The following is a 24,401-nucleotide window of genomic DNA, read 5'->3' as shown; positions in this document are numbered from 1 at the left end:
CTCCAACTAGGCTCGTCCGCATGGACATTCTGGGAGCCACGCTGCGTGTCTGCGTCGACGACCTGGAGACCGCGGTCCCCTTCTACGAACGCCTGGCCGGCGGCCCGGCCCTCCGTTTCGAGCGCGGCGGGGTGCAGGTGGCCGCGGTCGGCTGCTTCCTCCTGATGAGCGGCCCCGAGGCCGAATTGGAGATCCTGCGCAAGGTCGCGGCCACGATCGCCGTGAAGGACGTCGACGAGGCCCATCAGGTACTGACCGAGCTGGGCGCGCACATCATCGCGGGCCCGGTGGGCACCCCGGCGGGGCGCAATCTGATCGCGATGCACCCGGACGGGGTGGTGTACGAGTACGTGGACCGCCGGGCGTAATCCGCGTCAGCGCATACAGAACGTCAGCGCATACGGAAGTCGTAGCGCGCCGGAAGCGGCTCATCGCTCACCCGCGCCCACAACCGCCCCACGGCCTCCGCCCCTTCCCTCAGGTCGGCGACCTCGAACCCCTCCTCGAACACGGCCCGCGCCTCGTCCCGCCGCCCCTCGGCGCACAGCAACTGGGCCTCGACGAACCGGAATCGCCCCCGCGCCCGCGTCCCCGCGTGCAGCCGCTCCCACACCGACCGCGCGTCCTTCGCGCGCCGTACGGCGAGCAGCGCCTCGATCGCCTCCCGCCCGAGCGCTGCGGTGGCCGCGGTCCACGCCTCCCCCGCGTCCCGCCGCTCCCGGCACAGGTCGTCGAAGGCCTCGGCGTACCGGTCCGCGGCCCGCTCATGGTTGCCGACCTCCTGGTCGGACACGGCGAGACAGCGCAGCAACGGCCAGAGCGACGGGGCGAGTTCGAGGGCCCGCTCCCAGCTGCGCACGGCCTGGGCGCGGTCACCGGCATGCCACTGCGCGACACCGAGGTGGTACTCGGTGTGCGGGGTGGCGGGCGCGGTCTCCAGCATGTCCCGCCAGTGCGGGGCGACCGGTGTCTGCCCGGGCGGCCGCACCCGGCGCGGCTCGGGCAGCACTCCGGTACGCAGCAACCGCAGCCACGGCTGCTGCGCCTCGCCTAGGGTGTTCTCGTCGAAGGGTGTGCCGGGCAGCTTCCAGTCCGCGCGCAGGACTTCGAGGGCACCCCACCCGGAGCCGACGGCGAGGATCTCACCGGGTTCGGAGTCGGCGTACGGCTTCCAGGCGGCGTACGCGCTGTCGACGTCCGCACGCGGGAGTACGGCTTCGAGCCGCGCCTCCGCGGCCGCCACGTCCGGCGGGGAGCTCAGCGGCCCGTACGCCTCCAGCCAGGACACCTCGCTCTCCGCGTCCAGTCGCACATGCTCCAGCTGGGTGCGGGCGAGCCCGGCCTGGATCTCGCAGTAGCCGCCGGTCCCGGGCTCGGTGAGCCACTCCTGCCAGCGCCGCCCGCCCCGCCCCGTACCCCACACGAACAGCTTGCGCCCGCGCAGCGCATCGGTGGACGTCTGCACCAGCCCGTGCCCGTCCGCGTCGAGGGCGGCGATCCAGCGGCGCCGGGCGTCGGGAAGGTCGTAGAAGTAGTCGGCGGCGTGCGGGAGCCGGCGTATCTCCTCGTACGAGGGGACGGGTACCCGGCGCAGTCGGCGCTCGTACCCGAACTGCCAGGCGTCGTCGGCGGGTGCGAGCACCCGGCGTTCCTCCGGCACGGCGATGTTGGACCACCAGTACGTCGGCACCGGCCTCTCGTGCGGATTGCGTATGCGCACACCGGTGTAGAGGAAGTCGGATCCCTCCGGCAGCCACAGATCGACCTGGAAGGGCAGGTCGCGCAGCCGTTCCCACTCCCACAGGCGGAGCATCTCCCCGCCGTCGGGGGCGGGGACCCGGGCGGCGTGCAGGGGCGCGCAGGAGAGGGTGGTGTGTCCCGTGGCGCCGATGTTCCATTCGATGCCGCCGGAGAACCAGGCTCCGTTGAGGGCGAAGGCGGCGGGCTGGAACACGGGGTTGCGGTAGAGGAGTTCGCGGCCCGACGGCTTGTGGAACAGGGAGGCGATCCGGCCGCCGAGGCCCGGGAGCACGGTGGCCCGCAGCCGGTCGTTCTCGATGACGAGGGTGTCGATGCCGCGTGGCTCGCGGACCCGGTCGTAGCCGTCCCGGACCTGCACGGGAAGCAGGCTGCGCAGCGGCTCGTAGCCGATCTGGCGAGCCATCTCGCGCGGCAGGTCGTGGCGTTCCTCGTCCGCACGGTGGATCTCTTCCACCGGTCGCAGGGGCGGTAGCGGGTTGTCCGGGCCCAACTCCGCGGCGGGCAGCGTCAGTACCTCATGTCGGATCGTCGTCACGATCGTCATGGAAGCCGCTCGCCGGGGAGCTGAACAGGGGAGCCACCGGTCAGGATTGGGCAAAGGCGGACACGACGATGTCGGCGAGGAGGGCGCCCGCCGTGCCGTCCGGGTCCAGGTCGGGGTCGTAGATGGTCACGTTGAGCCCGACGCAGTGCGGGGACGCGAGCAACGGCCGCAGCAGCGCGACGAGTTCGTCGGGCAGCAGCCCGTCCGGGTCGGGGCTGTCCACGGCGGGCATCACCGTCGGGTCGAGGACGTCGGCGTCCAGGTGGACCCAGAAGCCGTCCAGCTCCGGGATCTCGAAGGCCTGTGCCGTGGCTGTCGCGAGCGCTTGCGCGCCCCACTCGCGGATGTCCCCGACGGTGACGACGGGAATCTTCAGGCCGGCGAGTTCCGCGCGGTCGTCCTCGAACTCGTCACGGTTGCCGAAGAGCCGTACGTCCTCGTCCCGCAGGTACGGTTTCAGCCCCTCCAGGTTCGTGAGGTCGTCCTGCCCCCGCCCGGTCGCCAGCGCGACCTCCTCCCCGCCCGCCGCGCCGATCCGCTCGGAGTTCCCGGGGTGCCGGAAGTCGGCGGAGGCGTCGACGGCGGCCAGGCCGTACCGTCCGAGGCGCCGCAGCGCGAGGGAGGCGCCGAGCTGGATCGAGCAGTCGCCGCCGAGGACCACCGGGAACTCCCCGGCCCGCACATGCCGCTCGACACGGTCGGCGAGCTTCACGGTGTAGGCGGCGAGCGCGGCCGCGTTGAAGACGCCGTCGCCCTCCTGCCAGTCGCCGCGGTCGTAGCGCGGCGGCACCACCACCCCGCCCTCCAGGGCGCCGAGGCGCTGCACGATCCGCTGCTCGCGCAGGGCGCCGGCGAGCTTGTAGCAGCCCGGGACCGTGCCGGGCGCGGGCGGGCGCAGGCCGAGGTTGGAAGGGGCGTCCAGCACCACTCGTGTCCGCATGGTCCTCACTTCCGGATCATCTCTTTGGTGAGGGCCCACCGCTCGTGGTCCCGCCAGGCTCCGTCGATGTAGAGCATGTTCGGGGAGAAGCCCTCCAGACGGAAGCCGCAGCTGCGGGCGAGGGCGATCGAGGCGGCGTTGGCGGGCTGGACATTGATCTCCAGCCGGTGCAGCCGCATCCCGCCGAAGGCGTACCGCACGACCATTCCCAGGCCCTCGCGCATCAGCCCGCGCCCGGCGGCGTGCGCGAAGGCCCCGTACCCGAGCGCCCCGCTGAGGAAGGCGCCCTCGACGATGTTGTTGATGTTGATGAACCCGGCTATCGCCCCGTCGGCGGCCGCGTCGCCCCGGTGCCCGTCCCCCGCCGCCCCGCGGCCCTTCTCGCAGACCAGGAACCCCGCCTTGGTCGGGTCCTCGATCAGCCGTCCCGCGTAGGCGCTGAACGCGTCGGCGCTGTCCGGCGGGAAGAGCCAGGGCTGGTGCAGCTCCTTGCTCTCCCGGGCGCGCGCGGTGAACTCGGCGCCGTCCTCGTAGGTGATGTGGCGTATGCCCACGCGGGGCCCCTCGACGAGATAGCGGGATGCGGTGTGCGGCATCCCGTCACCCTACGACGGGCTAGCTGCGGCGCTTCATGAAATAGGCCCCGCACAGGGCGCCGATGACGGCCGTGGCCAGCAGGGCCGTCCACAGGGGCATCGTCACCTCGGGGATCAGCAGTCTGATCTTGGTGGCGCGGGTGTTCTCGAAGATGAAGATCAGGGCGAGGACGGCGAGCAGCAGCACGATCACCCGGGCGGGCGTCACCGCGCCGCCGCCCTTGCCGCGGGTGGTGCCGCCGCTCTCGGAGGTCTTCGGGCTCATGGCACCAGGGTGGGCCCGAAGCCTCCCGTACGCGCGGCGAGAATCGCCCACCGGGTGAACCAGCAGGTCAGCGGCTTACCACCGGCAGCTCCAGGACCCCGGTGTCGCCGGGTGAGCTCACCACGGTCACCGGCTTGATCCCCCGGTTGCCGAAGTAGGCGTCGTCACTGGCGGCGATCACGAAGCGCAGCCGGTGCCCCTTCTCGTACCGGTGCACGATCCCCGGCAGTGTCACGGTGAAGCTCCTGGTCACATCGGGCACCCGGACCGGCGCGACGAGCCGGTGCACCAGCGTCCTGGTGCCGTCGGGGGCCACGTCGTACAGCTTGGCGAAGAGCACGAGCCTGTCGGCGGCGTCGCCGGACCTCTGCGTCCGCTCGGCCTTCGGCGAGACGACCTTGAGCCGGGCCCTCGGGGCGCCCACGACATCGGTGGTCCGGGCGAGCGGCTCACTGGTCCAGCCGAGATAGCTGCCCTCGGTGTCGTACGGCTCCTTGTCCGGCAGTCCGACGAGCCCGGCCAGCGAGCTCTCGGAGTGACTGGTGGGCACGAGCCGGTTCGTGTACGTCCTGCTGCCGCGGGTCACCTTGGAGCGGTTGTCGACGAGCTTGCCGTCCCCGGACAGATACAGCTTCTGGCTGAGTGCGGGGAGTCGGTCGGCGGTGGCGTAGGTGCCGGCCGGGTCGGTGATCCAGTCCCGGTAGTAGGCGAAGGCGGGCCCGGTGTCGGTGCCGGTCTTCTTCTGCAGATAGCGGTCGAACCAGGCGAGGATCCGCTTGCCGACGTACGTCGACTCCAGGTCGCCCGAGCCGAGGTTCAGCTCGCCCGCCACCATGCCGCCGCTGTGCCCCCAGCTCTGCCAGATCATCTTGGCCGGCGTGCCCTGGGCCTTGAGGGTCCGGTACGTCGCCGTCGCCTCGTTGAGGTTGAAGAGGCTGTCGGCCTGGCCCTGGACGAGCAGGGTGGGTGCCTCGACGCGGCTGAGGTAGCTGATCGGGGAGACGCTGCGGGCGTAGGCGAGCAGCTCGGCGGTGCGGCCGGCGGGGTAGCTGCCGGAGTTGAGGGTGCGCACCGTCCGGCATGCCTCGGTGACGAAGTGCAGACAGCCGAGGGAGTTGATCCGGGACGGGTCGAGGCCGGGGATGGTGATCGGCTGGCTCTCGCCGATGAGGTAGAAGCCGTTGGCCCACTGCCACTTGAAGGCGCCGGGCACCGAGCCGTGGGGGCCGGCGTTGTTCGGGTCGAGGGAGTACGCCAGGTCGTTCCAGGTGATCATCGGGACGAGCGCGTCCACACGGTGGTCGACGGCCGCCGTCGCCAGCTGGACGGCACCGCCGTAGGAGCCGCCGATCATCCCGACGCGAGGATCGCCCTTGGCGTCGAGGGTGACGAAGTCGGCCTCGGTGCCGTCGTCGGCGGCGCGCTTCCCGGCGAGGAAGTCGATCAGCCGGGAGGCGGCGGTCCCGTCGATGCCCGGGTCGTCGAGCGAGATCAGACAGCCGGAGTTGCCGAAGCCCAGCCCGGAGTAGACGAGCGAGACATAGCCGCGCTGGGCGAAGGCCTTGCCGATGGCGTCGGTGGAGCCGTCGGACTTGCTGCCTCCGAAGCCGTTGGTGGCGAGCACGGCGGGGGCACGGCCGGTACCGGTGGGCCGGTACAGATCCGCGTCGATCGTGCAGGTGCGACCGCCTGTCTGCACGGTGAACTTCAGGGCTTTGACGGTGTATTGGCCTGCGGCGGGGGCTGGGGTGACGAGTGCGGTACCGAGCAGGAGAGCGAGCGGAACGCTGTATCCGAGCACACGACGAGACACAAGACCTCCACACTGAGGACAACCCGGCTTACCGACCGGTAGCCAGGGTGTGACACGTGTCAAGGGAGGTCAATCACCGGGACGGGTGTTTCTTGACGACGGTTCAGCGAAGAGCGGGTTCGTCGAGCGTCAACGTGCCCGCCTCGGCGTCGAGTTCGGCCGTCACCCCGAAGGGGATCGTCGATGCCCCTTCACCGTGCCCGAATCCGAACTCCTCCGCGACGGGCACCCCGAGGCCGCCGAGCCGGTCCAGCAGCAGGGCGCGGACCTTGTCGTACGGACCGCACTGCTCCCACGACCCGAGCAGCACGCCCCGCACGCCGTCGAACCATCCGGCGCGCAGGAGCTGGGTGAGACAGCGGTCGAGGCGGTAGGTCTCCTCCCCCACGTCCTCCAGGCACAGCAGCCCGCCGTGCGCGCAGGGCCGGGCGTGCGGGGTGCCGAGGTCGGCGGCGAGCAGGGAGAGACAGCCGCCGAGGGTGACGCCCCGGGCGCGGCCGGGGACGAGGGCCGCGCCGCCGGAGGCGATCGTGCGGACGCTCTCCGGCGCGAAGAGGGTGGCCTTCAGATGCTCCTGCGCCCGCGCGTTCTTGATGAAGTCGATCCCGGCGGCCATCGGTCCGTGCAGGGTGACGAGGCCCAGCCGGACGGCGAACGCCTCGTGCAGTGCGGTGATGTCGCTGAAGCCGACGAACACCTTCGGCCCGGCCGCCCGCATCGCCTCCCAGTCCAGCAGGTCCACCATCCGTTGCACGCCGTACCCGCCCCGCGCGCACAGCACGGCGTCGACGGACGGGTCGCACCAGGCGGCCTGCAGGTCGGCGGCCCGGTCCGGGTCGGTACCGGCCAGGTAGTCGAACTCGCCGTGCCGGTCCAGCACATGGGGTGCCACCACCGGGTCGAGGTCCCAGCCGCGCAGCAGGTCGAGGCCCGCCTCAAGGCGGGCCTCCGGCACGGGCCCGCTGGGTGCGACGACGGCGACGCGGGCACCGGGGGCGAGCCGGGCCGGTCTGAGGAGTTCCTTCACTTGCTGAGCTCCAGGGTCGGGATGCCGGGTGGGTTCAGGACGAAGACCTGGGCGTACAGGGAGAGTTCGGCCTCCAGGACCCGGATCATCGTCTCCGCCCGCCGGAACCCGTGCCCCTCCCCCTCGAAGGCGATGTAGGCGTGCGGCACCCGCCTGCCCTCCATGCGGGCGAGGAACCGCTCGCACTGGACGGGCGGGCAGATCACGTCGTCGAGGCCCTGGAGCAGCAGGAAGGGCGCGCTGATCCGGTCGGCGTGCTCGACGGGCGACCGCTCCGCGTAGCGTGCGGGCACCTCGGCGAGCGGGCCGACCAGGGTCTCCAGGTACTGCGACTCGAAGTCATGGGTCTCGCCCTCACCCCATCCGGCCAGGTCGAGGATGGGGTAGAGGATCGTGCCGCAGGCGTAGACACCGGTCGCGGCGAGCGAGGCGGCCGCGGTCCAGCCGCCCGCGCTGCCGCCGCGGATCGCGAGCCGGTCCCGGTCGGCGGTGCCCTCGTCGGCGAGGGCCAGCGCGACCGCCGCGCAGTCCTCTACGTCGACGACGCCCCACTGCTCGCGCAGCCGGTCGCGGTACTCCCGGCCGTGTCCGGTGGAACCGCCGTAGTTCACCTCGGCGACACCGATACCCCGGGAGGTGAAGTAGGCGATCGCCAGGTCGAGCACGAGCGGCGCCCGCCCGGTGGGCCCGCCGTGCGCCCACACGACGTACGGCGGCAGCTCCTCGCCCGGGGCCACACAGTCCGGGTTGTGCGGTGGGTAGATGTGGGCGTGGATGTCGCGTCCGGCGGGTCCGGTGAAGGTGCGGATCTGCGGCTCGGGGTAGTACGCGGGGTCCACGCTGTCGTCGTGCCCGGCGCCGATCACCCGGGCCCGGCCGGTCCTGGTGTCCAGCTCGACCACCTCGTGGGCGGTGCGCGGACTGGCGCCGACGGCCACGACCCGCTCGCCGTGCGCGGCGAGGGTGGGCGCGAACTCGGTCCAGGGGCCCGCCGCGTCGACGACCTCGCCGGTCTCGGGGTCCAGGATGCCGAGCGCGGTGGCGCCGCGGCCGTGCACGACGGCGATCAGACCGCTCTCCAGCGGCGCGAACCAGCGCTGGCCCACCTTCCACAGCGGCCCGCCGAACTCCTCCTCGCGCGGGCACACCGGTGCGCCGTCGCGGTAGACGTTCCACCAGCCGGTGCGGTCGCTCACGTACAGCAGGGAGCCGTCGTGGGCCCAGTCCACCTGGGGGATCGACTCCTCGGGCCCGCCCGCGATCGTGCGGGGTTCGCCGAGGCCGCCGTCCTGCCGGATCCCGGCGAGCACCAGCTCCGTGCCGTCCCACGGCATCCGCGGATGGTCCCAGGCGAGCCAGGCGGCGCTCCGCCCGTCGGGCGAGATCCGGGGCCCTGTCACGAACCGGTGCCGGGCGTCGGTCAGTTCACGTACGGCGTCCCGGTCCTGCGCCGCCGACCCGTCCAGCGGCACGGCGGCCAGGACCCGCCGTACGTCACTGGGCCCGTCGCCGGTGAACTCCTCCAGCACACACCACACCTCACCCCGCTCCGGGCGCAGCACCGGGTCCGCCCAGCGCAGCCCGCCGCCCACCGGCGACACCGGGGTCAGAGGCCGCGGGTCGCCGCCCGGCTCGTAGCGGTACATCCGCTGGTCGGCGAAGTTCACGAAGACGACGAGCGGTTCGCCGTCCGCCACCGTCCCCGCCCAGGGCTGTCCGCCGTACTCGATGACCCGGCTGCGCACGTTCCACGGGTCGGGCAGCACCGACTCCTGAGTGCCGTCGGCCCGCCGTCGCACCAGGGTGCGCCGGCCGCCCTCGGTGGGCCGTGGCTCGGTCCACCACGCCTCGTCGCCGACGAAGCCCGTGAACTCGGGGTGCCCGTCGTGCGCGGCGGCGAGGGCCGCGTCGATGGGCGAGGGCCAGGAACCGTACGCCAGTGTCTGCACCGTCTCCCCCAGTCGCCTAGGCCGTGCGCAGGAAACGGTCGAGTACCCGGACGCCGAAGTGCAGTGCCTCGACCGGGACCCGCTCGTCCACCCCGTGGAACAACGCCTGGTGGTCGAGGCCCTCCGGAAGCTTCAGCGGCGCGAATCCGTAGCCGGTGATACCGAGCCGCGAGAACTGCTTGGCATCCGTGCCCCCGGACATGCAGTACGGCACCACATGCCCCTCCGGCGCGAACTCCTCGACGGCGGCCCGCATCTTCGCGTACGTCGGGGAGTCCACCGGCGCCTGGAGCGCGACCTCCCGGTGCTGGAACTCCCACTCCACGCCGGGCCCGGTCAGCCGGTCGAGGGTGGTGCGGAACTCGTCCTCGCCGCCGGGCAGACAGCGGCCGTCGACATACGCCACGGCCTCGCCGGGGATGACGTTGATCTTGTAACCGGCTTCCAGCATGGTCGGGTTGGCGCTGTTGCGGACGGTCGCCTCGACGAGCGCGGCCGCCGGGCCGAGCTTCTCCAGCAGGCCGTCGACGTCGCTCAGGTCGCTCTCGATGCCGTACAGCGCGGCGAGTTCGGTCAGTGCGGCCCGTACGGTCGGTGTGAGCCGCAGCGGCCACTCGTGCGCGCCGATCCGGGCGACGGCCGCGGCCAGCCGTGTCACCGCGTTCTCGCTGTTCACCTTGGAGCCGTGTCCGGCGCGTCCGCGCGCGGTGAGCTTCAGCCAGCCCGTGCCCCGCTCACCGGCCGCGATCGGATAGATCTGGCGGCCGCTCCCGTCGTGGAAGGTGAACGCCCCGGACTCGCTGATCCCCTCGGTGCAGCCCTCGAACAGCCCGGGATGCTCGTCGGCGAGGAACCCGGAGCCGTCGACGGCGCTGGCCTCCTCGTCGGCGGTGAACGCCACGACGATGTCCCGCCGGGGCCGTACGCCCTCGCGCGCCCAGGACCGCACGACGGCGAGGATCATCGCGTCCATGTTCTTCATGTCGACCGCGCCCCGGCCCCACACGACCCCGTCCCGGATCTCGCCGGAGAACGGGTGCACGCTCCAGTCCCGGGCTTCGGCGGGCACCACGTCCAGATGACCGTGGACCAGCAGCGCGTCCGCGGACGGGTCGGTGCCCTCGATGCGTGCGACGACGTTGGTACGGCCCTTGGTGCGCTCCAGCAGCACCGGTTCCAGGCCCGCTCCGGCCAGCCGCTCGGCCGCGTACTCGGCGGCCGGCCGCTCCTGGCAGTCGCCGCCGCCGCGGTTGGTGGTGTCGATGCGGATGAGGTCGGAGGTGAAGGTCACGACCTCGTCGAGGGCCTGCCGGTCACCCATACTGCTCCTCCACCGCGGCCGCGACGATCGTGGTGACCGCCTTGAAGGTGCGAATCCCCTCGTACATGGTGTCGCTGGAGTATGCCACCTTGCGCTCCCCGATCCCGGTCACACCGGGCACCACGGTGGCGGCCAGGGCGAGGTGCTCGGCGTCGAACTCCAGGGCGACGGTGAACGGCCCGCCGCGGACCGGTTCCTGACGGACCGCCAGGGCGGCCGCCTCCTTGGCCGCCGCGCGGATGTCGGCGGCGGTCCTGGCCGGCGTACGGCACACCGCCGCATACCGCGACACATGGTCCTTGACCGCGACCTTCAGCGCCTCGGGGGCGTACCCGAGGGCGTCCTCGCAGGCCACGTCGTCACCGGTGACGAGGACGACGGGCACGCCGTACTCGGCCACCACGCGCGCGTTGAGCAGTCCCTCGCTGGCCCGCACGTCGTCCAGCCACACCCCGGTGATGGAGTTGGCGAGGTAGGTGTGCGCGAGGACGCCCTCCATCCCCGCGCCCGCGTGGTAGCCGACGAACGCGATGCCGTCCACGTCCCCGTGCTGCACGCCCTCCACCATGGACAGGGACTTGTGCCGCCCGGTGAGCATCTCCGCCCGGTCGTCGAGCTGCTCCAGGAGCAGATTGCGCATGGTCCAGTGCGCCTCGTTGACCATCACCTGGTCCGCGCCGCCGTCGAAGAACCCCCGCACGGCGGCGTTCACGTCCGAGGTGAACATGGACCGGCACCGCTCCCACTGCGGCGTCCCCGGCAGCACGTCGGCCGGCCAGGTGACGCCGGTGGCGCCCTCCATGTCGGCGCTGATGAGGATCTTCATGCCGACTCACGCTACGCGTTTCCGCCCGATCCCGTCAGACCTGTGGACAACCGTCACCGGCACAGACCAATGCGGGGCTCCCTCAGGCCGTACGCCCCACCACCAGCCACTTCGACGGCAGTTCGATCCGGGCGCCGTCCGCGTCGTACTCCGTGGTGGTCAGCGGGAGTTCACCGCTCGCCAGGACGGTGAGACCGGCGGCGCGCGCGTACTCCGGGAGCGCGTCGTCGGAGACCTCGCCGGGGGCGATGCCGTGGCGGAAGACCGGCGCCAGTTTGGGCGGCGGGCCGGAGGGGCTCTGGGCGAGGCCGACGAGGACCGGTTTGGCGGCCTCGGACAGCTCGACGAGGAAGCCGCGGCCGCGTTCGCCGAGGAGGGCGGCGACCCCGTTCATCAGGGGCTGGCGGTCGTCGGGCTCGCACTGGTGGAGCACACCCCGCACATAGACGTTGGAGTCGCCGAGCTCCGCGTGCAGCGACTCCGCCTCGCCCTTCTCGACGGCGTCCAGCACCCGGTAGGTGGCCTGGGCGGCCGGATCGGACTGCCGGGCGTGGTCGAGGGCCGCCTCGGACAGGTCGACGCCGAGGACGTGCGAGAAGCGGTCGGCGAGGAAACGGGTCTGTGTGCCGTTGCCGCAGCCCAGGTCGACCAGGGGCAGGACCGGATCGGTGATGTACGGCTCGAACAGGGCGAGATGCAGGCCCGCCGTCAGTGCGGGCTCGGCGTCCCAGAACACCGCCCCCTGTCCGTCGGGGGCTTCCCGCCAGAAGCCCTCCCAGGCCTCCCGGTACCGACTCGTCACACTCATGCCCAACTCCCCAGGATGCGACCGCGCCCGTCGCAAGTGACGGGCGAGTACGGTTTATCGCGCCCCGGTCGCGGCTACAAGCGCATGGCGCATTCCTTCACTCCCTGTGCGACATGGGTACGCCCTCTCGCCCCGTGCGCCCCTGCGGTCCGTCAGCGTCGCGGCAACGTCAGTTCGAACCACACGGTCTTGCCGGCCTTCGTACGGCTCGTGCCCCACTCCCGCGCGAGGGTGGTGACGACCCGCAGCCCGCGCCCGAACTCGTCCTCGGGGCCCGCGCTCAGCAGGGTCGGCAGCTCGTGGTCGTCGTCGTCCACCTCGCACAGCAGCGTGTCGCCACGCACGAGGCGCAGCTCGACGGGGCGGTTGTGGGAGTGCCGTACGGCATTGGTGACGAGTTCGCTGACCATCAGCTCGGCGGTGTCGGCGAGCCCCGCAAGGCCCCATTCATGGAGCTGTTCGCGCACCACGGAGCGGGCCCGGCCGACCTCGGCCGGGTCCGGGGCGAGCCGCCATTCGGCGACGTCGTCGGGTTCGATGCCGTTGAGGCGGGCCATCAGGAGGGCGACGTCGTCCTTGCGGCCGCCACGCGTGTTGAGGGCGCGGATGATGGTGTCGCAGGCGTCGTCCATGGAAGCGGCCGGGTGGGCCGCGGACTCGCAGAGCGTCGCGAGGCCCACGCCGATGTCCTCGCCGCGCACCTCGACCAGGCCGTCGGTGCACATCACGAGCCGGTCACCGGGCCGCACGCGCACGCGTACCGACTCGAAGGCCACCCCGCCGACGCCGATCGGCGCGCCCGTGGGCAGGTCGAGGAGTTCGCTGCGGCCGTCCTCGGCGTGCACGATCACCGGCGGGATGTGGCCCGCGTTGGCGATGTGCAGCTCGCTCGCGATCGGGTCGTACACGGCGTAGAGGCAGGTCGCGAGGTAGGTGTCGCCGAGCCGCTGGGCGAGGTCGTCGAGGTTGCGCAGCAGCTGGGCGGGCGGCAGGTCTAGGGCGGCCATGGTCTGTACGGCGGTGCGCAACTGGCCCATCATCGCGGCGGAGTTGAGGCCGTGGCCCATGACGTCGCCGACGACGAGGGCGGTGCGGGCGCCGGGCAGTTTCACCGAGTCGAACCAGTCGCCGCCGACCCGGCCGAGCAGGGTGCCCGGGAGGTAGCGGGTGGCGATGTCGCAGCCCGCCATGCGCGGCGGGATGTGCGGCAGCATGCTGTCCTGGAGCGTCTCGGCGACGGACTCCTGGTAGGTGTACATGCGCGCGTTGTCGAGCACGAGGCCCGCGCGGGCGGCGAGTTCGGCGCCGGTGACGCGGTCCATGTCGTTGAACTCGACGCGCTCCGGGTGCCGCAGCAGGATCATGAAGCCGAGGACGACATTGCGGGCCTTGAGGGGGACGACCAGCATCGAGCGGCCGGTGATGAGCGGCCGGATGTCGCGCTTCTCGAACTGCGAGGCGATGGCGTGGCCCATCTGCTCGCTGATGCGCGGCACCAGGACGGGCTCACCGGTGGTCATGCACTGGAAGAACGGGGTGTGCGCCGGGAACGGCATGGCCTCGCCGACCGGCACCACGTCGTCCCAGCGGCCGGGTTCGTCGGTGTGTTCCAGGGCGACCCGGTGCCACATGGTCGTGGTGTCCGGCACGCCCTCGGGGAAGCCTTCGCCCGCGACGACCTGTTCGCGCAGATAGGTGCCGGCGACGTCGGTGAAGCGCGGTACGACGGCCCGGCTGACCTCGATGATGGTCTTGGACAGGTCGAGGGAGGTGCCGATGCGGCCGCTGACCTCGGTGAGGAACTCCAGGCGCTCGCGGACGGCGGCGTACTCCAGGTCCTCGGCCTCGTCGGCGAGTTCCCGTGGGAGGGGAAGCCCGTCGGCCACCGCCCGCGCGGCCCGCTCGCGGCGTGCCTTGCGCTCGATGCGCCGGGCCACGCCCCAGTCGGGGGTGACGGGGACGCGTTCGTTCTGGCTGAACTCCAGGACCGGGTAGCCCAGTTCCAGGATCTGGGCGACGATGCGGGCGCCTTCCTCGACGCTCATGCTGGGCAGGATCTCCGGGAGCCTGCGGGCCAGTTCCCCGGCGCCCGGGAAGTCGGTGTGCAGGGCGAAGGCGGGGGCGATGCGCTCGACGGCGATCTCGTCGTCCTGGTCCTCGGAACGCAGGGCTCCGGCGTCCGCGGCGAGCACCAGCAGCCGCTCCCGGCCCGGACCCACCAGCGGGTACGCCCACCACAGGACGTCCAGGCGCTCGGGTTCGCTGACGGTGAGACGGGCGCGGCCCGCGGCCGGGTAGGAGAGCCGGCCGTCGAGGGAGGACTCCAGGTCGGGTCCCAGCCCGTCGTAGGCCGCGTACACGCCGTAGGGGGTCGCCTCCTCGTCGGGCAGGGCGCCCGAGACGGGCAGCAGGTCGACGGCCGGGCGGCCGATCGCTTCCTCCTTGGCGACGTCGAACAGCCGTCGCGCGCCCCGGCTCCAGTGGGACACCAGGCCGTCGCGGTCCACCACGACCACGGCCAGCGGAATGCGGCCGGCCGCGGCATGTTCTACCGCGCCGTTCCCAGCTCCGCGGCTGGGAGGCGTGTCCCTCTCGGTGCCACGGTCGGTGCCGTCTTCCATGGCCCAGGCCCTTTCTCCCCACGGCTCCGCAAGATCTGTGCCGCTCAGTCAACCGTACGGCTGCGGAGAGTCGCGATGTGCGGCAATGCGGGAATTGGCCCTGCCGAATCGCCTCCGCGCGCCCCCTCGCGCACCCGGCCCGGGCAGAAGCTGCCGGTAAGGGGCGTGTCGGGGTTACTGACGGGTTTTCAGTCCTCGTGTCCGAGTTGGAGGTCGCGTTCCGTACGGCCTCCGCCGGCCATCTGCAGGACGGTGGCGACGGGCGGGTACCCGGCGGCGATCACGGTGTACTCGCCGCAGGAGAGGTCGACGAACCGGAAGGTGCCGTCGGGGCCGGTGGTGAGGGTGTCCACGACGTTGCCCGCCGCGTCGAGGAGCGTCACGCGCGCGTCCTCGACGGGCCTCCCCCACCCTTCGGGCGAGGGGACCCCCATCTCGCTTCGCTCCCCACCGGCCCGTACGGTGCCGCGCAGTACGGCTCCGCCCGCGAGTTCGATGTCCTGGCGGGTCTCCCGGGCGGCCTGGACGGTGACGGGCAGCGCGGCCGGGCGGAACGCGGGGGCACTGGCGGCCAGGGTGTACTCGCCGGCGACGAGTTCGGTGATGACGTAGCCGCCCTCGCGGCCGCTGCGGGTGGTGGCGACGACCTCGCCGTGGACGTTGGTGAGGGTGACGGTGGCCTCGCGCACGGGGGTGCCGTCCGCGGTCCGCACGCTCCCGGCGAGGCGTCCGGCGCCGCCGAGCACGACGTCGAGTTCGACGGGCCGCTCCCCGACGGTCACGGAGACCGCCTGCGGCTGGTGGCCGCCGGCCGCCGCGATCAGCACGTACGTCCCCGAGCCGGGCGTCGACAGCGCGTACCGCCCGTCCTCACCGCTCGCCCCGCGTCCGATCTGCTGCCCGGCGACGTCGATCAGTGTGAGCGCCGCGCGCGGTACGACGGTGCCGTCGGGGTGCTGAACCGTGCCGCACACGGGGATGCCGGCGAGGTACGGCGAACGGGCCTGTGGGATCGGGGCGTTCACGGGTGCGGGCTCGATTTCGGCGGCGTTGTGGGACACCAGTGGTTTCTCCTTGAGGAAGAAGGCGATGAGCAGGCCGAGGACGAGGACCGGCACGAGGTAGAGGAAGATCCGCGGCATGGCGTCGGCGTAGGCGCGGATGTAGGCGTCGCGCAGCTCGGGCGGGAGCGCGTGGACGAGCTGCGGGGTGATGGACTCGGCGTCGGGCGACCCCGCCGGCTCCGGGAGGCGCTGGGCGAGGGCGTCGGTGAGCCGGTCGGCGAAGAGGGTGCCGAAGATCGCGGCGCCGACGGATCCGCCGATCTGCCGGAAGTAGTTGTTGGCACTGGTGGCCGTGCCGAGGTCGGCCGGGCGGACCGAGTTCTGCACGGCGAGGATGAGGACCGGCATCACCATGCCGATCCCGGCGCCGAGGACCGCCATCCAGAGGCTGTACTGCAGCCGGGGGGTGTCCACCTCCAGGCGGGACAGCAGCCACATGCCGAGGACGGACAGGGCACCGCCGAGAACAGGATGGAGCTTGTAGCGGCCGGTGTGGCTGATGAGCTGTCCGGTGATCACGGAGGCGCCGACGATGCCGCCCATCATGGGCAGCATCAGCAGCCCGGACTCGGTGGCGCTCGCGCCGTCCACCATCTGCAGGAAGGTGGGCAGATAGCTCGCGGCGCCGAAGAGCGCGACGCCCACCACCAGGCCCACCAGCGCGGTGATGTTGAAGACGGAGTCCCTGAACAGCCGCAGCGGGATGAGGGGTTCGGCCGCGAAGTGCTCGGCGACGAGGAAGAGCACGGTGGACGCGACCGCGCCCGCGCCGAGTCCGAGGATGACGTGGGAGTCCCAGGCGTACTCGGTGCCGCCCCAACTGGTCAGCAGCACCAGGCAGGTGGAGGCGGCGGCGAGGAGCAGCGCGCCGAGGATGTCGAGCCGGGGCCTCGCGGTCGGCTTGGGCAGCTTCAGCACGACGGTGACGACGGCGAGGGTGACCAGGCCGAAGGGGACGTTGATGTAGAAGCACCAGCGCCAGGAGAGATGGTCGGTGAAGTACCCGCCGAGCAGCGGCCCGGCGACGGAGGCGAGTCCGAACGCGGCACCGATGAGGCCCATGAAGCGGCCGCGCTCCCGCGCGGGCACGATGTCGGCGATGATCGCCTGCACGCCGATCATGAGGCCGCCCGCGCCGACGCCCTGCACCGCGCGGAAGGCGATCAGCTGGTCCATGGTCCCGGCGCGCCCGGCGAGGGCGGAGCCGATGACGAAGACGACGATCGCGAACTGGAAGACGCCCTTGCGGCCGAGGAGGTCGCCGAGCTTGCCGTAGATCGGCAGGCCGATGGTGGAGGTCAGCAGATAGGCGGTGATCGCCCAGGACATCTTGTCCAGGCCGTGCAGTTCGCCGACGATCTTCGGCAGCGCGGTGGCGACGATCATCTGCTCCAGTGCCGCGAGAAGCAGCGCGAGCATGAGCGCGAAGAAGATCAACCGCACGCGGCGCGGCCCGAGTTCGAGGGTCCCGGCAGGCCCGGGGGCAGGGACCGGTGGAGGCTGCTCGGCCGGTTCGCCCCGTACCTCGCCCTGCACCAGGGTGGTCTCGCGCACCTGCCGCTCCCCTCGTCGCGCCCGCACAATTGCCACTTAAGGCGACAACTGCGAGCAAGCGCGACGAGTTACGGCAGGCCGAAGGGGTCCGCGGAGATCCACTCGATCCGGTGAGGGGCTCAACACCCCTCGGTCACCGGGGACTTACTTCTCGACCTCGGTGGCGAGCCTGTCGAGCACCGCGTCGTAGATCCGGCCGAGGCCCTTGGGGGCGAAGGTCTTCTCGAAGAAGCCGCCGATGCCGCCGGCGCCGTTCCAGACGGTGGTGACGACGACCCGGGACTTGCCCTCGCCGGCCGGGGTGACCCGCCAGGTGGTGACCATGGAGGAGTTGCGGTCCTTCTCCACGAGCTCGCCGTCGGTGGGCTCGCTGACCTCCAGGAGGCAGTCGCGTACGCGCTTGCTGGTGGCCTGGAGCTTCCAGTGGACGAGGGTGCCCTCGCCGTCGCCGCCCTCGCGTACCTCGTACTCGCTGAAGTGCTCGGGGAGCAGCTTCGCGCGCGTGCCGCTGTAGTCGGCGAGGGCGTCGAACACGTTCTCCGCGTCCGCCGCGACGACCCGCTCCGTAGTGGCCTCGACCTGCGCCATTTTTCCTCCAGGACCTTCGTTCTCGGGGGTTGGGACAAGCCAACCACCACGGTCCCCGCCCGCCCAAATCGGGGTCGCACAAGCCCCTCGAACAAGCCCCTGCACACACCCCGCACAAGACCTTGCACAAGACCTTCGAAAACACATTCGCACGATCAAGGGAACATGTGTTCTATTCTGTGGGCAGTGCTACCGAGGAGGCGTCATGCGCTGGGAGAACCTCACCGTGGAAACCGGCCACAGCCGGGCCACCGATGCCGCGCTGTTCGGCGCGGACGCGGTGGTGACCCGCACCTTCGACACCCCGGAGTTCCGCGGGATCACCTTCCACGAGATCCGGGCCAGGTCGATCATCAACCGGGTGCCCGCGGTCTCCCGGATGTCCTTCCAGTGGACCGTGAACCCCTACCGCGGCTGCAGCCACGCGTGCGTGTACTGCTTCGCCCGTAAGACCCACAGTTATCTGGACCTCGACACGGGCCTCGGCTTCGACTCGCAGATCGTCGTCAAGACCAACGCCCCCCAGCTGCTGCGCCACCAGCTCGGCTCACGCCGCTGGCAGGGCGAGCACATCGCCATGGGCACCAACGTCGACTGCTACCAGCGCGCGGAGGGCCGCTACCGGCTGATGCCGGGCATCATCGGCGCCCTCACCGACCACGCGAACCCCTTCTCGATCCTGACCAAGGGCACGCTGATCCTGCGCGACCTGGACCTGCTGAAGCGGGCGCACGCGGTGACGGACGTCGGGATATCCGTCTCGGTCGGCTTCACCGACCCGGAGCTGTGGCGCACCGTCGAGCCGGGCACGCCCGCCCCGGAGCGCCGCCTGGAGGTCGTACGCACCCTGGCCGAGCACGGCATCGGATGCGGAGTCCTGATGGCGCCGGTGATCCCGTTCCTGAGCGACCACCCGGCCCAACTGCGGGCCACCGTACGGGCGATCGCGGCCGCCGGGGCCACCTCCGTGACGCCACTGGTGCTGCATCTGCGGCCCGGGGCCCGGGAGTGGTTCATGGCGTGGCTGGGGCAGCACCATCCGCATCTGGTGCGGCGCTACGAGCGGCTGTACGCGGACGGCTCCTACGCGCCGAAGTGGTACCAGCGCCGGATCACCCGTCAGGTCCACGAGCTGGCCAGGGAGTACGGCATCGGCCCCGCGGACAGGGTCGTGCCGCGGCGCCTCCCCGAGCCCGAGCCGGCCGTGACCGATCTGCCGGAAGGCACCCAACTCACTCTGATCTGAGCGCATACGAGCGCATCCCGCGCCCCAATCGGGTCAAGTCTTGCCCGAACGCGTTCTTCCGGGCGCGCTTTCCGGGACGATGCGGCATGGACCGTGACACTCGCGGTCCGAAACCCTCCGTCCTGGGAGGACTCCATGAGAAAACGCGCAGCCGTGCTGTGCGGTGCCGCCGTCGTCATGGCCGGAAGCTTCACGGCCCTGCCCGCCGACGCGAGCACCCCGCGCACCGCGCCGGTGGCGAAGCTCACGTGGAAGAGCTGCGCCACCACGAACTATCCGACGCTCCAGTGCGCGTCCCTCAAGGTCCCACTCGACCACGACAATCCGCACGGGCGGCAGATCACGCTCGCGCTGTCCCGGGTCCCGCACACCGCGAAGAAGTCCCAGGGTCCGCTGCTGGTCAACCCCGGCGGCCCCGGCGGCAGCGGTCTGACGCTCGCGGGATACGTCGCCGGCTCGCTGCCCAAGGCGGTCGCGGCGCAGTACGACGTCATCGGCTTCGACCCGCGCGGCGTGGGCAAGAGCAAGCCGGCCCTCGACTGCAAGCCCGGTTACTTCAACCCGGTCCGCCCGGACTCCGTGCCGAGCACCTGGGCCATCGAGAAGGCCAACCTGGCGCGGGCCAAGTCGTTCGCGCAGGCCTGCGGCAAGAAGTACGCCGACGTGCTGCCCCACATCAACACGATCCAGGCAGTGCGCGACATGGACTCGATCCGTGCCGCCCTCGGCTCGAAGAAGATCAACTACTTCGGCTACTCCTACGGCACCTATCTCGGCGCGGTCTACGCCAAGCTCTTCCCGGACCGGGTGCGGCGCCTGGTCCTCGACTCGATCGTCGACCCCACGGGCGTGTGGTACGACGACAACCTCGATCAGGACTACGCCTTCAACGACCGCCACCGCGCCTTCATGGCGTGGGTCGCCAAGTACGACTCCACGTACAAGCTCGGCACCGATCCGGCGAAGGTCGAGGCCAAGTGGTACGCGATGCGGGCGGCCCTGGCGAAGAAGCCGGCCGGCGGCAAGGTGGGCGCCTCCGAGCTGGAGGACACCTTCCTCCCGGGCGGCTACTACAACGGCTACTGGCCCTATCTGGCGGAGGCGTTCGCGGCGTACGTGAACGACAAGAACGCCGACCCGCTGGTCGAGACGTTCGAGAACTTCGCCGCCGTCGACGCCTCGGGCGACAACGGCTACAGCGTCTACGCCTCGGTGCAGTGCCGTGACGCCGACTGGCCGCGCGACTGGAACCAGTGGCGAGCCGACAACTGGGCGGTGTACAAGAAGGCGCCGTTCATGACCTGGAACAACGCCTGGTACAACGCGCCGTGCGCGTTCTGGCCGACGGACTCGCTGGAGCCGGTGGACGTCTCCAACGCCCATCTGCCGCCGGTGCTGCTGTTCCAGGCGACGGACGACGCGGCCACCCCGTACCAGGGCGGCGTCACGGTCCACCGTCTGCTGCGCGGCTCCAGCCTGGTGGTCGAGCAGGGCGGCGGGAACCACGGCATCTCGCTGAGCGGGAACGACTGCCTGGACAAGTACCTGGCGGCGTATCTGACGGACGGCACGGTGCCGCGCAGCGGCGGCGAGGTCGACGCGGTGTGCGACGCACTGCCCGACCCGAAGCCGCTGAGCTCGGCGTCGTCCTCCTCGCGGGGCTCGACGCTGCACGGCATGCTCGGCTTCCGCGGCTGAGAGCGGCCGACGCGCTCGCCGACGCGCTCATCGACGCCTGACCAACGCCCCTGACGACCCGTCGGGGGCGTTGTCAGTGCCATGGTCCACCATGGACGCATGAGTGAGCTGACCAGGATCCCCGCCCCCGCCGGGCTCGCCCCCGCCGCCCAGTACTCCCACGTCGTCCTGGGCACCGGCACCTTCGTCGCGGTCTCCGGCCAGCTCGCCCTGGACGAGGACGGCAAGCTCGTCGGTGAGGGCGACCCCGCGGCCCAGGCCCGCCAGGTCTTCGAGAACCTCCGCCGGTGTCTGGCCGCCGCGGGCGCGAGCTTCGACGATGTCGTGAAGCTCACCTACTTCGTCACGGACATGGCGCACATGCCGGCGATCCGGGCGGCCCGCGCCGAGCACATACCCGACGACCGGCTGCCGGCCGCCTCGGCCGTGCAGGTCGCGTCGCTGGTGCGGCCCGAGTTCCTGATGGAGGTCGAGGCGTTCGCGGTGGTCGCCCCATGACCGGCCTGCACGTCCGGGAGATGACCCTCGGGGACTGCGACCGGGTGGCGGAGATCCGCGTGCGGGGCTGGCAGACGGCGTACCGGGGGCTGATGCCACAGGCGCACCTGGACGCCATGGACGTCGCCGAGGAGACCGAGGGCCGCCGCACCCGCTTCGAGCAGGCGGGCACCGGTGTGCTGAACCTGGTCGCCGAACGGGACGGCGAGGTACTCGGCTGGGCCTGCCACGGCCCCTACCGGGACGGCGAACGGCCCACCACGGACGCCGAGTTGTACGCGCTCTACGTGCACCCGGCGTCGTACGGCGCCGGCGCGGGACATCTCCTGCTCCAGGAGTCGATACGCCGCTGCACGGCCGCCGGGCACCCGCGCATGCTCCTCTGGGTCCTCAAGGGGAACACCCGCGCCCGTGCCTTCTACGAGCGGGCGGGGTTCCGCCCCGACGGCGCCGAGGAGCCGTTCGAGGTGGACGGGGTGCCGGTGCCCGAGGTGCGGTACGTCAGGGCCCTCACCGCTGCCCGGGAATCCGCGCCAGCGCCCGTACCGCCGCCTCCGCCAGCGCCGGATGCGCGAGCGCCTCGTTGAGTACGGGCCTGGCCCGGGTGTCGCCGAGGCTGCCCAGCCCCTCCACGCACGCCAGCGCCACCCGCCGGTACGGGTCGTGCGGCCGCAGCCGCCGCTCCAGGGTGGTGATGAGCGCAGGGACCGACTCCGGCGCCCGCAGCTCGGTCAGCAGCCGGACCGGGTGCAGGGCGTAGGCGACGCGCAGTTCGTTGGTGGCGAGGGCGGCGGCCGCGCGGGCGGTGCGCGGGTCCCCGAGGCGGGCCAGGGCGTACGCGGCGGAGACACAGCGCTGCGGATCACGGTGGTTCAGCAGCAGGACGAGCGACTCGAAGGCACGCCGGTCCCCGGCGAGGCCGAGCCGGAACGCGGCGAGCTCCCGCGCCCACAGCGGCTGTCCGGGCTCGGTCAGGACTCCGGCCAGCTCATCGGGGTCCTTCGTCTCCGCCAGCTGCTCGAACGCCGCCGACGCCCCCGACTCCTGCCGTAAGCGCTCCGTGAGTGATCGCAACTCTTCGTCCATGACACGCAGCCTAGGCGGGTCGCGAGCGGCTCGGGACGTACATCACAAACACGGGGGACTAGCGCGCTCGTTACCCGCCGGTTAAGCTCAGACGAGCGAGTTACCCACTCGCGGTACTCCTTGCGGTGGCCTGGTGACGCAGCCGCCGCAAGAGCAGTCGGTTCGGTATCTGAGATACCGCAGTACGACATGGCTCCGGGACAGGGCCGGTCGGCTTCACCGTTCTCCGGGCGTGTGCACGTCCGCGACGACGGCATCGCACCACCGGGCGTGTGCGCAAGTAGCCCGGCAACACCCGCATCCCGCAACTTCCACGCACCCGGTGCGCCCTTCGGCGCACCGGGTCGCGCTCCCAGTCGTCACCCTCATTCCTGGAGTCCCGCGATGGCCGCTCCCCTGTCCGACACCCCTCTGTCCCCGCTGCAGACCATTGCCGTCGTCGGCCTCGGCACGATGGGCACCGGCATCGCCGAGGTCCTCGCCAAGGCCGGCCGCGAGGTCGTCGGCATCGACATCAGTGAGGCCGCGGCCGCCCAGGCCGTCGCCGCCCTGGAGACCTCCACCGCCCGCGCCGTGCAGCGCGGCCGGCTCACCGAGCAGGAGCGCGCCGACGTCCTCGCCCGGGTCCGTACCTCCACCGACCTGCGCAGCGCCGCGGACGCCGATCTCGTCATCGAGGTGGCCCCGGAGTCGTACGAGATCAAGCACCAGATCTTCCGTGAGCTCGACGGCATCGTGCGCCCCGACACCATCCTGGCGACCGGTACCAACGCGCTGTCCGTCACCCGGCTCGCGGCCGACTCGGCCCGTCCGGAGCGGGTGCTCGGGCTGCACTTCTTCAACCCGGCCCCGGCGATGAAGCTGGTCGAGGTCGTCTCCTCGGTGCTGACCGCGCCGGCCGCCGTCAGCGCGGTCACCGACCTCGCCCTCGCCCTGGGCAAGGAGCCCGTGGCGGTCGGCGACCGGCCCGGGTTCGTCGCCGACGGGCTGCTGTTCGGCTACCTCAACCAGGCCGCCGCGATGTACGAGGCGAAGTACGCCTCCCGTGAGGACATCGACGCCGCGATGCGGCTCGGCTGCGGTCTGCCGATGGGCCCGCTCGCCCTGCTCGACCTGATCGGCATCGACACCGCGCGCACGGTCCTGGAGGCCATGTACGCCGAGTCCCACGACCGCCTCCACGCCCCCGCGCCGATCCTCAAGCAGCTCAGCGAAGCCGGGCTGACGGGCCGTAAGTCGGGCCGTGGCTTCTACTCGTACGAGGCGCCGGGCAGCGCCACGGTCGTCGCCGACGCCCTGACGCCCGCCGCCGGCGGCTCCGAGACCCCCGGCCGTCCGGTCCGTTCCGTCGGTGTCGCGGGCTCCGGGACCATGGCGTCCGGCATCGCCGAGGTCTTCGCCAAGGCCGGGTACGAGGTCGTCCTCGCCGCCCGCAGCGAGGAGAAGGCCGAGGCCGCCAAGGCCCGGATCGGCAAGTCGCTCTCGCGCTCCGTCGACAAGGGCCGGCTGACCGCCGAGGCCGCCGCGCAGACGCTCGACCGGATCACCGCGGCGGGCTCCTACGACGCCTTCGCCGACGTCGATCTGGCCGTCGAGGCCGTCGCCGAGGACCTGGAGGTCAAGCAGCAGCTGTTCGCGGCGCTGGACAAGGTCTGCAAGCCGGGCGCGGTCCTGGCCACCACGACCTCCTCGCTGCCGGTCGTCGCCTGCGCCCGGGCCACCTCGCGTCCCCAGGACGTGATCGGCATGCACTTCTTCAACCCGGCCCCGGCGATGAAGCTGGTCGAGGTCGTCCGTACGGTGCTCACCGCCGAGGACGTCCACGCCACGGTCCGCGAGGTCTGCGTGAAGATCAGGAAGCACGCGGTGGACTGCGGCGACCGGGCCGGCTTCATCGTGAACGCGCTGCTCTTCCCCTACCTCAACAACGCGATCAAGATGGTCCAGGAGCACTACGCCTCGCTGGACGACATCGACGCCGCGATGAAGCTGGGCGGCGGCTACCCGATGGGCCCCTTCGAGCTCCTGGACGTCGTCGGCCTGGACGTCTCGCTCGCGATCGAGAAGGTCCTGCACCGCGAGTTCCGTGACCCGGGCCTGGCCCCGGCCCCGCTCCTGGAGCACCTGGTGGCCGCGGGCTGCCTCGGCCGCAAGACCGGCCGCGGCTTCCGCGAATATGCCCGCCGCTGAACCGTC

The 24,401-nt window shown here is 71.7% G+C and carries 20 protein-coding genes; 6 read left to right on the top strand and 14 right to left on the bottom strand.

Annotated elements, in window-relative coordinates; genetic code table 11:
- Positions 1–20 precede the first annotated feature (20 nt).
- A complete protein-coding gene (locus PH203_RS08460; protein WP_289918089.1) occupies positions 21–368 on the top strand; it encodes a VOC family protein in 348 nt (115 codons plus the stop codon).
- Positions 369–391: 23 nt separating this feature from the next.
- Here the strand turns inward: PH203_RS08460 and PH203_RS08455 are convergent, their stop codons facing one another.
- The 13 genes from PH203_RS08455 to PH203_RS08395 form a co-directional block, all read right to left on the bottom strand.
- Positions 392–2,305 (bottom strand): DUF5107 domain-containing protein, encoded by a 1,914-nt coding sequence (locus tag PH203_RS08455; protein ID WP_289918087.1) that lies wholly within the window; start codon positions 2,303–2,305, stop codon positions 392–394.
- A 40-nt stretch (positions 2,306–2,345) separates the two neighbouring features.
- Positions 2,346–3,245, bottom strand: coding sequence for an arginase family protein (locus tag PH203_RS08450; protein WP_289918084.1), 900 nt, complete (start codon positions 3,243–3,245; stop codon positions 2,346–2,348).
- Between the two features lie 5 nt (positions 3,246–3,250).
- Positions 3,251–3,841, bottom strand: coding sequence for a GNAT family protein (locus PH203_RS08445; protein ID WP_289918081.1), 591 nt, complete (start codon positions 3,839–3,841; stop codon positions 3,251–3,253).
- A gap of 19 nt (positions 3,842–3,860) precedes the next feature.
- Positions 3,861–4,106: a LapA family protein gene (locus PH203_RS08440; RefSeq protein WP_289918079.1), complete on the bottom strand. Its 246-nt coding sequence runs from the start codon at positions 4,104–4,106 to the stop codon at positions 3,861–3,863.
- Between the two features lie 67 nt (positions 4,107–4,173).
- Entirely contained in the window at positions 4,174–5,877 is a 1,704-nt protein-coding gene (locus PH203_RS08435) for a CocE/NonD family hydrolase (RefSeq protein ID WP_289918293.1), read from the bottom strand.
- Between the two features lie 145 nt (positions 5,878–6,022).
- Positions 6,023–6,946 (bottom strand): LD-carboxypeptidase, encoded by a 924-nt coding sequence (locus PH203_RS08430; RefSeq protein ID WP_289918078.1) that lies wholly within the window; start codon positions 6,944–6,946, stop codon positions 6,023–6,025.
- Positions 6,943–8,895, bottom strand: coding sequence for a prolyl oligopeptidase family serine peptidase (locus PH203_RS08425; protein ID WP_289918075.1), 1,953 nt, complete (start codon positions 8,893–8,895; stop codon positions 6,943–6,945). Before PH203_RS08425 ends, PH203_RS08430 begins: the two co-directional genes overlap by 4 nt.
- A gap of 16 nt (positions 8,896–8,911) precedes the next feature.
- Positions 8,912–10,216 carry a M20/M25/M40 family metallo-hydrolase gene (locus PH203_RS08420; protein WP_289918074.1) on the bottom strand — a complete coding sequence of 435 codons (1,305 nt, stop codon included), beginning with the start codon at positions 10,214–10,216 and terminating at the stop codon, positions 8,912–8,914.
- Positions 10,209–11,042, bottom strand: a complete 834-nt coding sequence (locus PH203_RS08415) for a M55 family metallopeptidase (protein ID WP_289918073.1) — start codon at positions 11,040–11,042, stop codon at positions 10,209–10,211. Before PH203_RS08415 ends, PH203_RS08420 begins: the two co-directional genes overlap by 8 nt.
- An 82-nt stretch (positions 11,043–11,124) precedes the next feature.
- Entirely contained in the window at positions 11,125–11,850 is a 726-nt protein-coding gene (locus PH203_RS08410; protein ID WP_289918072.1) for a class I SAM-dependent methyltransferase, read from the bottom strand.
- Between the two features lie 152 nt (positions 11,851–12,002).
- A complete protein-coding gene (locus PH203_RS08405; protein WP_289918070.1) occupies positions 12,003–14,471 on the bottom strand; it encodes a SpoIIE family protein phosphatase in 2,469 nt (822 codons plus the stop codon).
- A gap of 188 nt (positions 14,472–14,659) precedes the next feature.
- Entirely contained in the window at positions 14,660–17,089 is a 2,430-nt protein-coding gene (locus tag PH203_RS08400) for an MFS transporter (protein WP_289918068.1), read from the bottom strand.
- A 144-nt stretch (positions 17,090–17,233) separates the two neighbouring features.
- Positions 17,234–17,677 carry an SRPBCC family protein gene (locus tag PH203_RS08395; RefSeq protein WP_289918065.1) on the bottom strand — a complete coding sequence of 148 codons (444 nt, stop codon included), beginning with the start codon at positions 17,675–17,677 and terminating at the stop codon, positions 17,234–17,236.
- A 205-nt stretch (positions 17,678–17,882) separates the two neighbouring features.
- Between PH203_RS08395 and PH203_RS08390 the strand changes: the two genes are divergently transcribed.
- From PH203_RS08390 to PH203_RS08375, 4 genes are all read left to right on the top strand, one after another.
- The gene (locus PH203_RS08390) at positions 17,883–18,923 is read left to right on the top strand and encodes an Rv2578c family radical SAM protein (protein ID WP_289918063.1); all 1,041 of its coding nucleotides are present in this window, start codon (positions 17,883–17,885) and stop codon (positions 18,921–18,923) included.
- Positions 18,924–19,058: 135 nt separating this feature from the next.
- On the top strand, positions 19,059–20,621 hold the full coding sequence (locus PH203_RS08385; protein WP_289918061.1) for an alpha/beta hydrolase: 1,563 nt from the start codon (positions 19,059–19,061) through the stop codon (positions 20,619–20,621).
- 99 nt (positions 20,622–20,720) lie between these two features.
- Positions 20,721–21,119, top strand: a complete 399-nt coding sequence (locus PH203_RS08380) for a RidA family protein (RefSeq protein ID WP_289918060.1) — start codon at positions 20,721–20,723, stop codon at positions 21,117–21,119.
- Positions 21,116–21,706 (top strand): GNAT family N-acetyltransferase, encoded by a 591-nt coding sequence (locus PH203_RS08375; protein ID WP_289918059.1) that lies wholly within the window; start codon positions 21,116–21,118, stop codon positions 21,704–21,706. The genes PH203_RS08380 and PH203_RS08375 overlap by 4 nt, the downstream gene beginning before the upstream one ends.
- On the opposite strand, the gene PH203_RS08370 is transcribed toward PH203_RS08375, so the two are convergent.
- Entirely contained in the window at positions 21,630–22,205 is a 576-nt protein-coding gene (locus tag PH203_RS08370) for an adenylosuccinate lyase (RefSeq protein WP_289918057.1), read from the bottom strand. The genes PH203_RS08375 and PH203_RS08370 overlap by 77 nt on opposite strands.
- A gap of 384 nt (positions 22,206–22,589) precedes the next feature.
- On the opposite strand from PH203_RS08370, the gene PH203_RS08365 reads away from it, so the two are divergent.
- A complete protein-coding gene (locus PH203_RS08365) occupies positions 22,590–24,395 on the top strand; it encodes a 3-hydroxyacyl-CoA dehydrogenase (protein WP_289918056.1) in 1,806 nt (601 codons plus the stop codon).
- Positions 24,396–24,401 lie beyond the last annotated feature (6 nt).

This window comes from Streptomyces sp. S.PB5 (assembly GCF_030403745.1).
Lineage (GTDB): Bacteria > Actinomycetota > Actinomycetes > Streptomycetales > Streptomycetaceae > Streptomyces.
The sequence above is the reverse complement of the archived record's forward strand: the minus strand, read 5'-3'. Positions and strand labels throughout refer to the sequence as shown.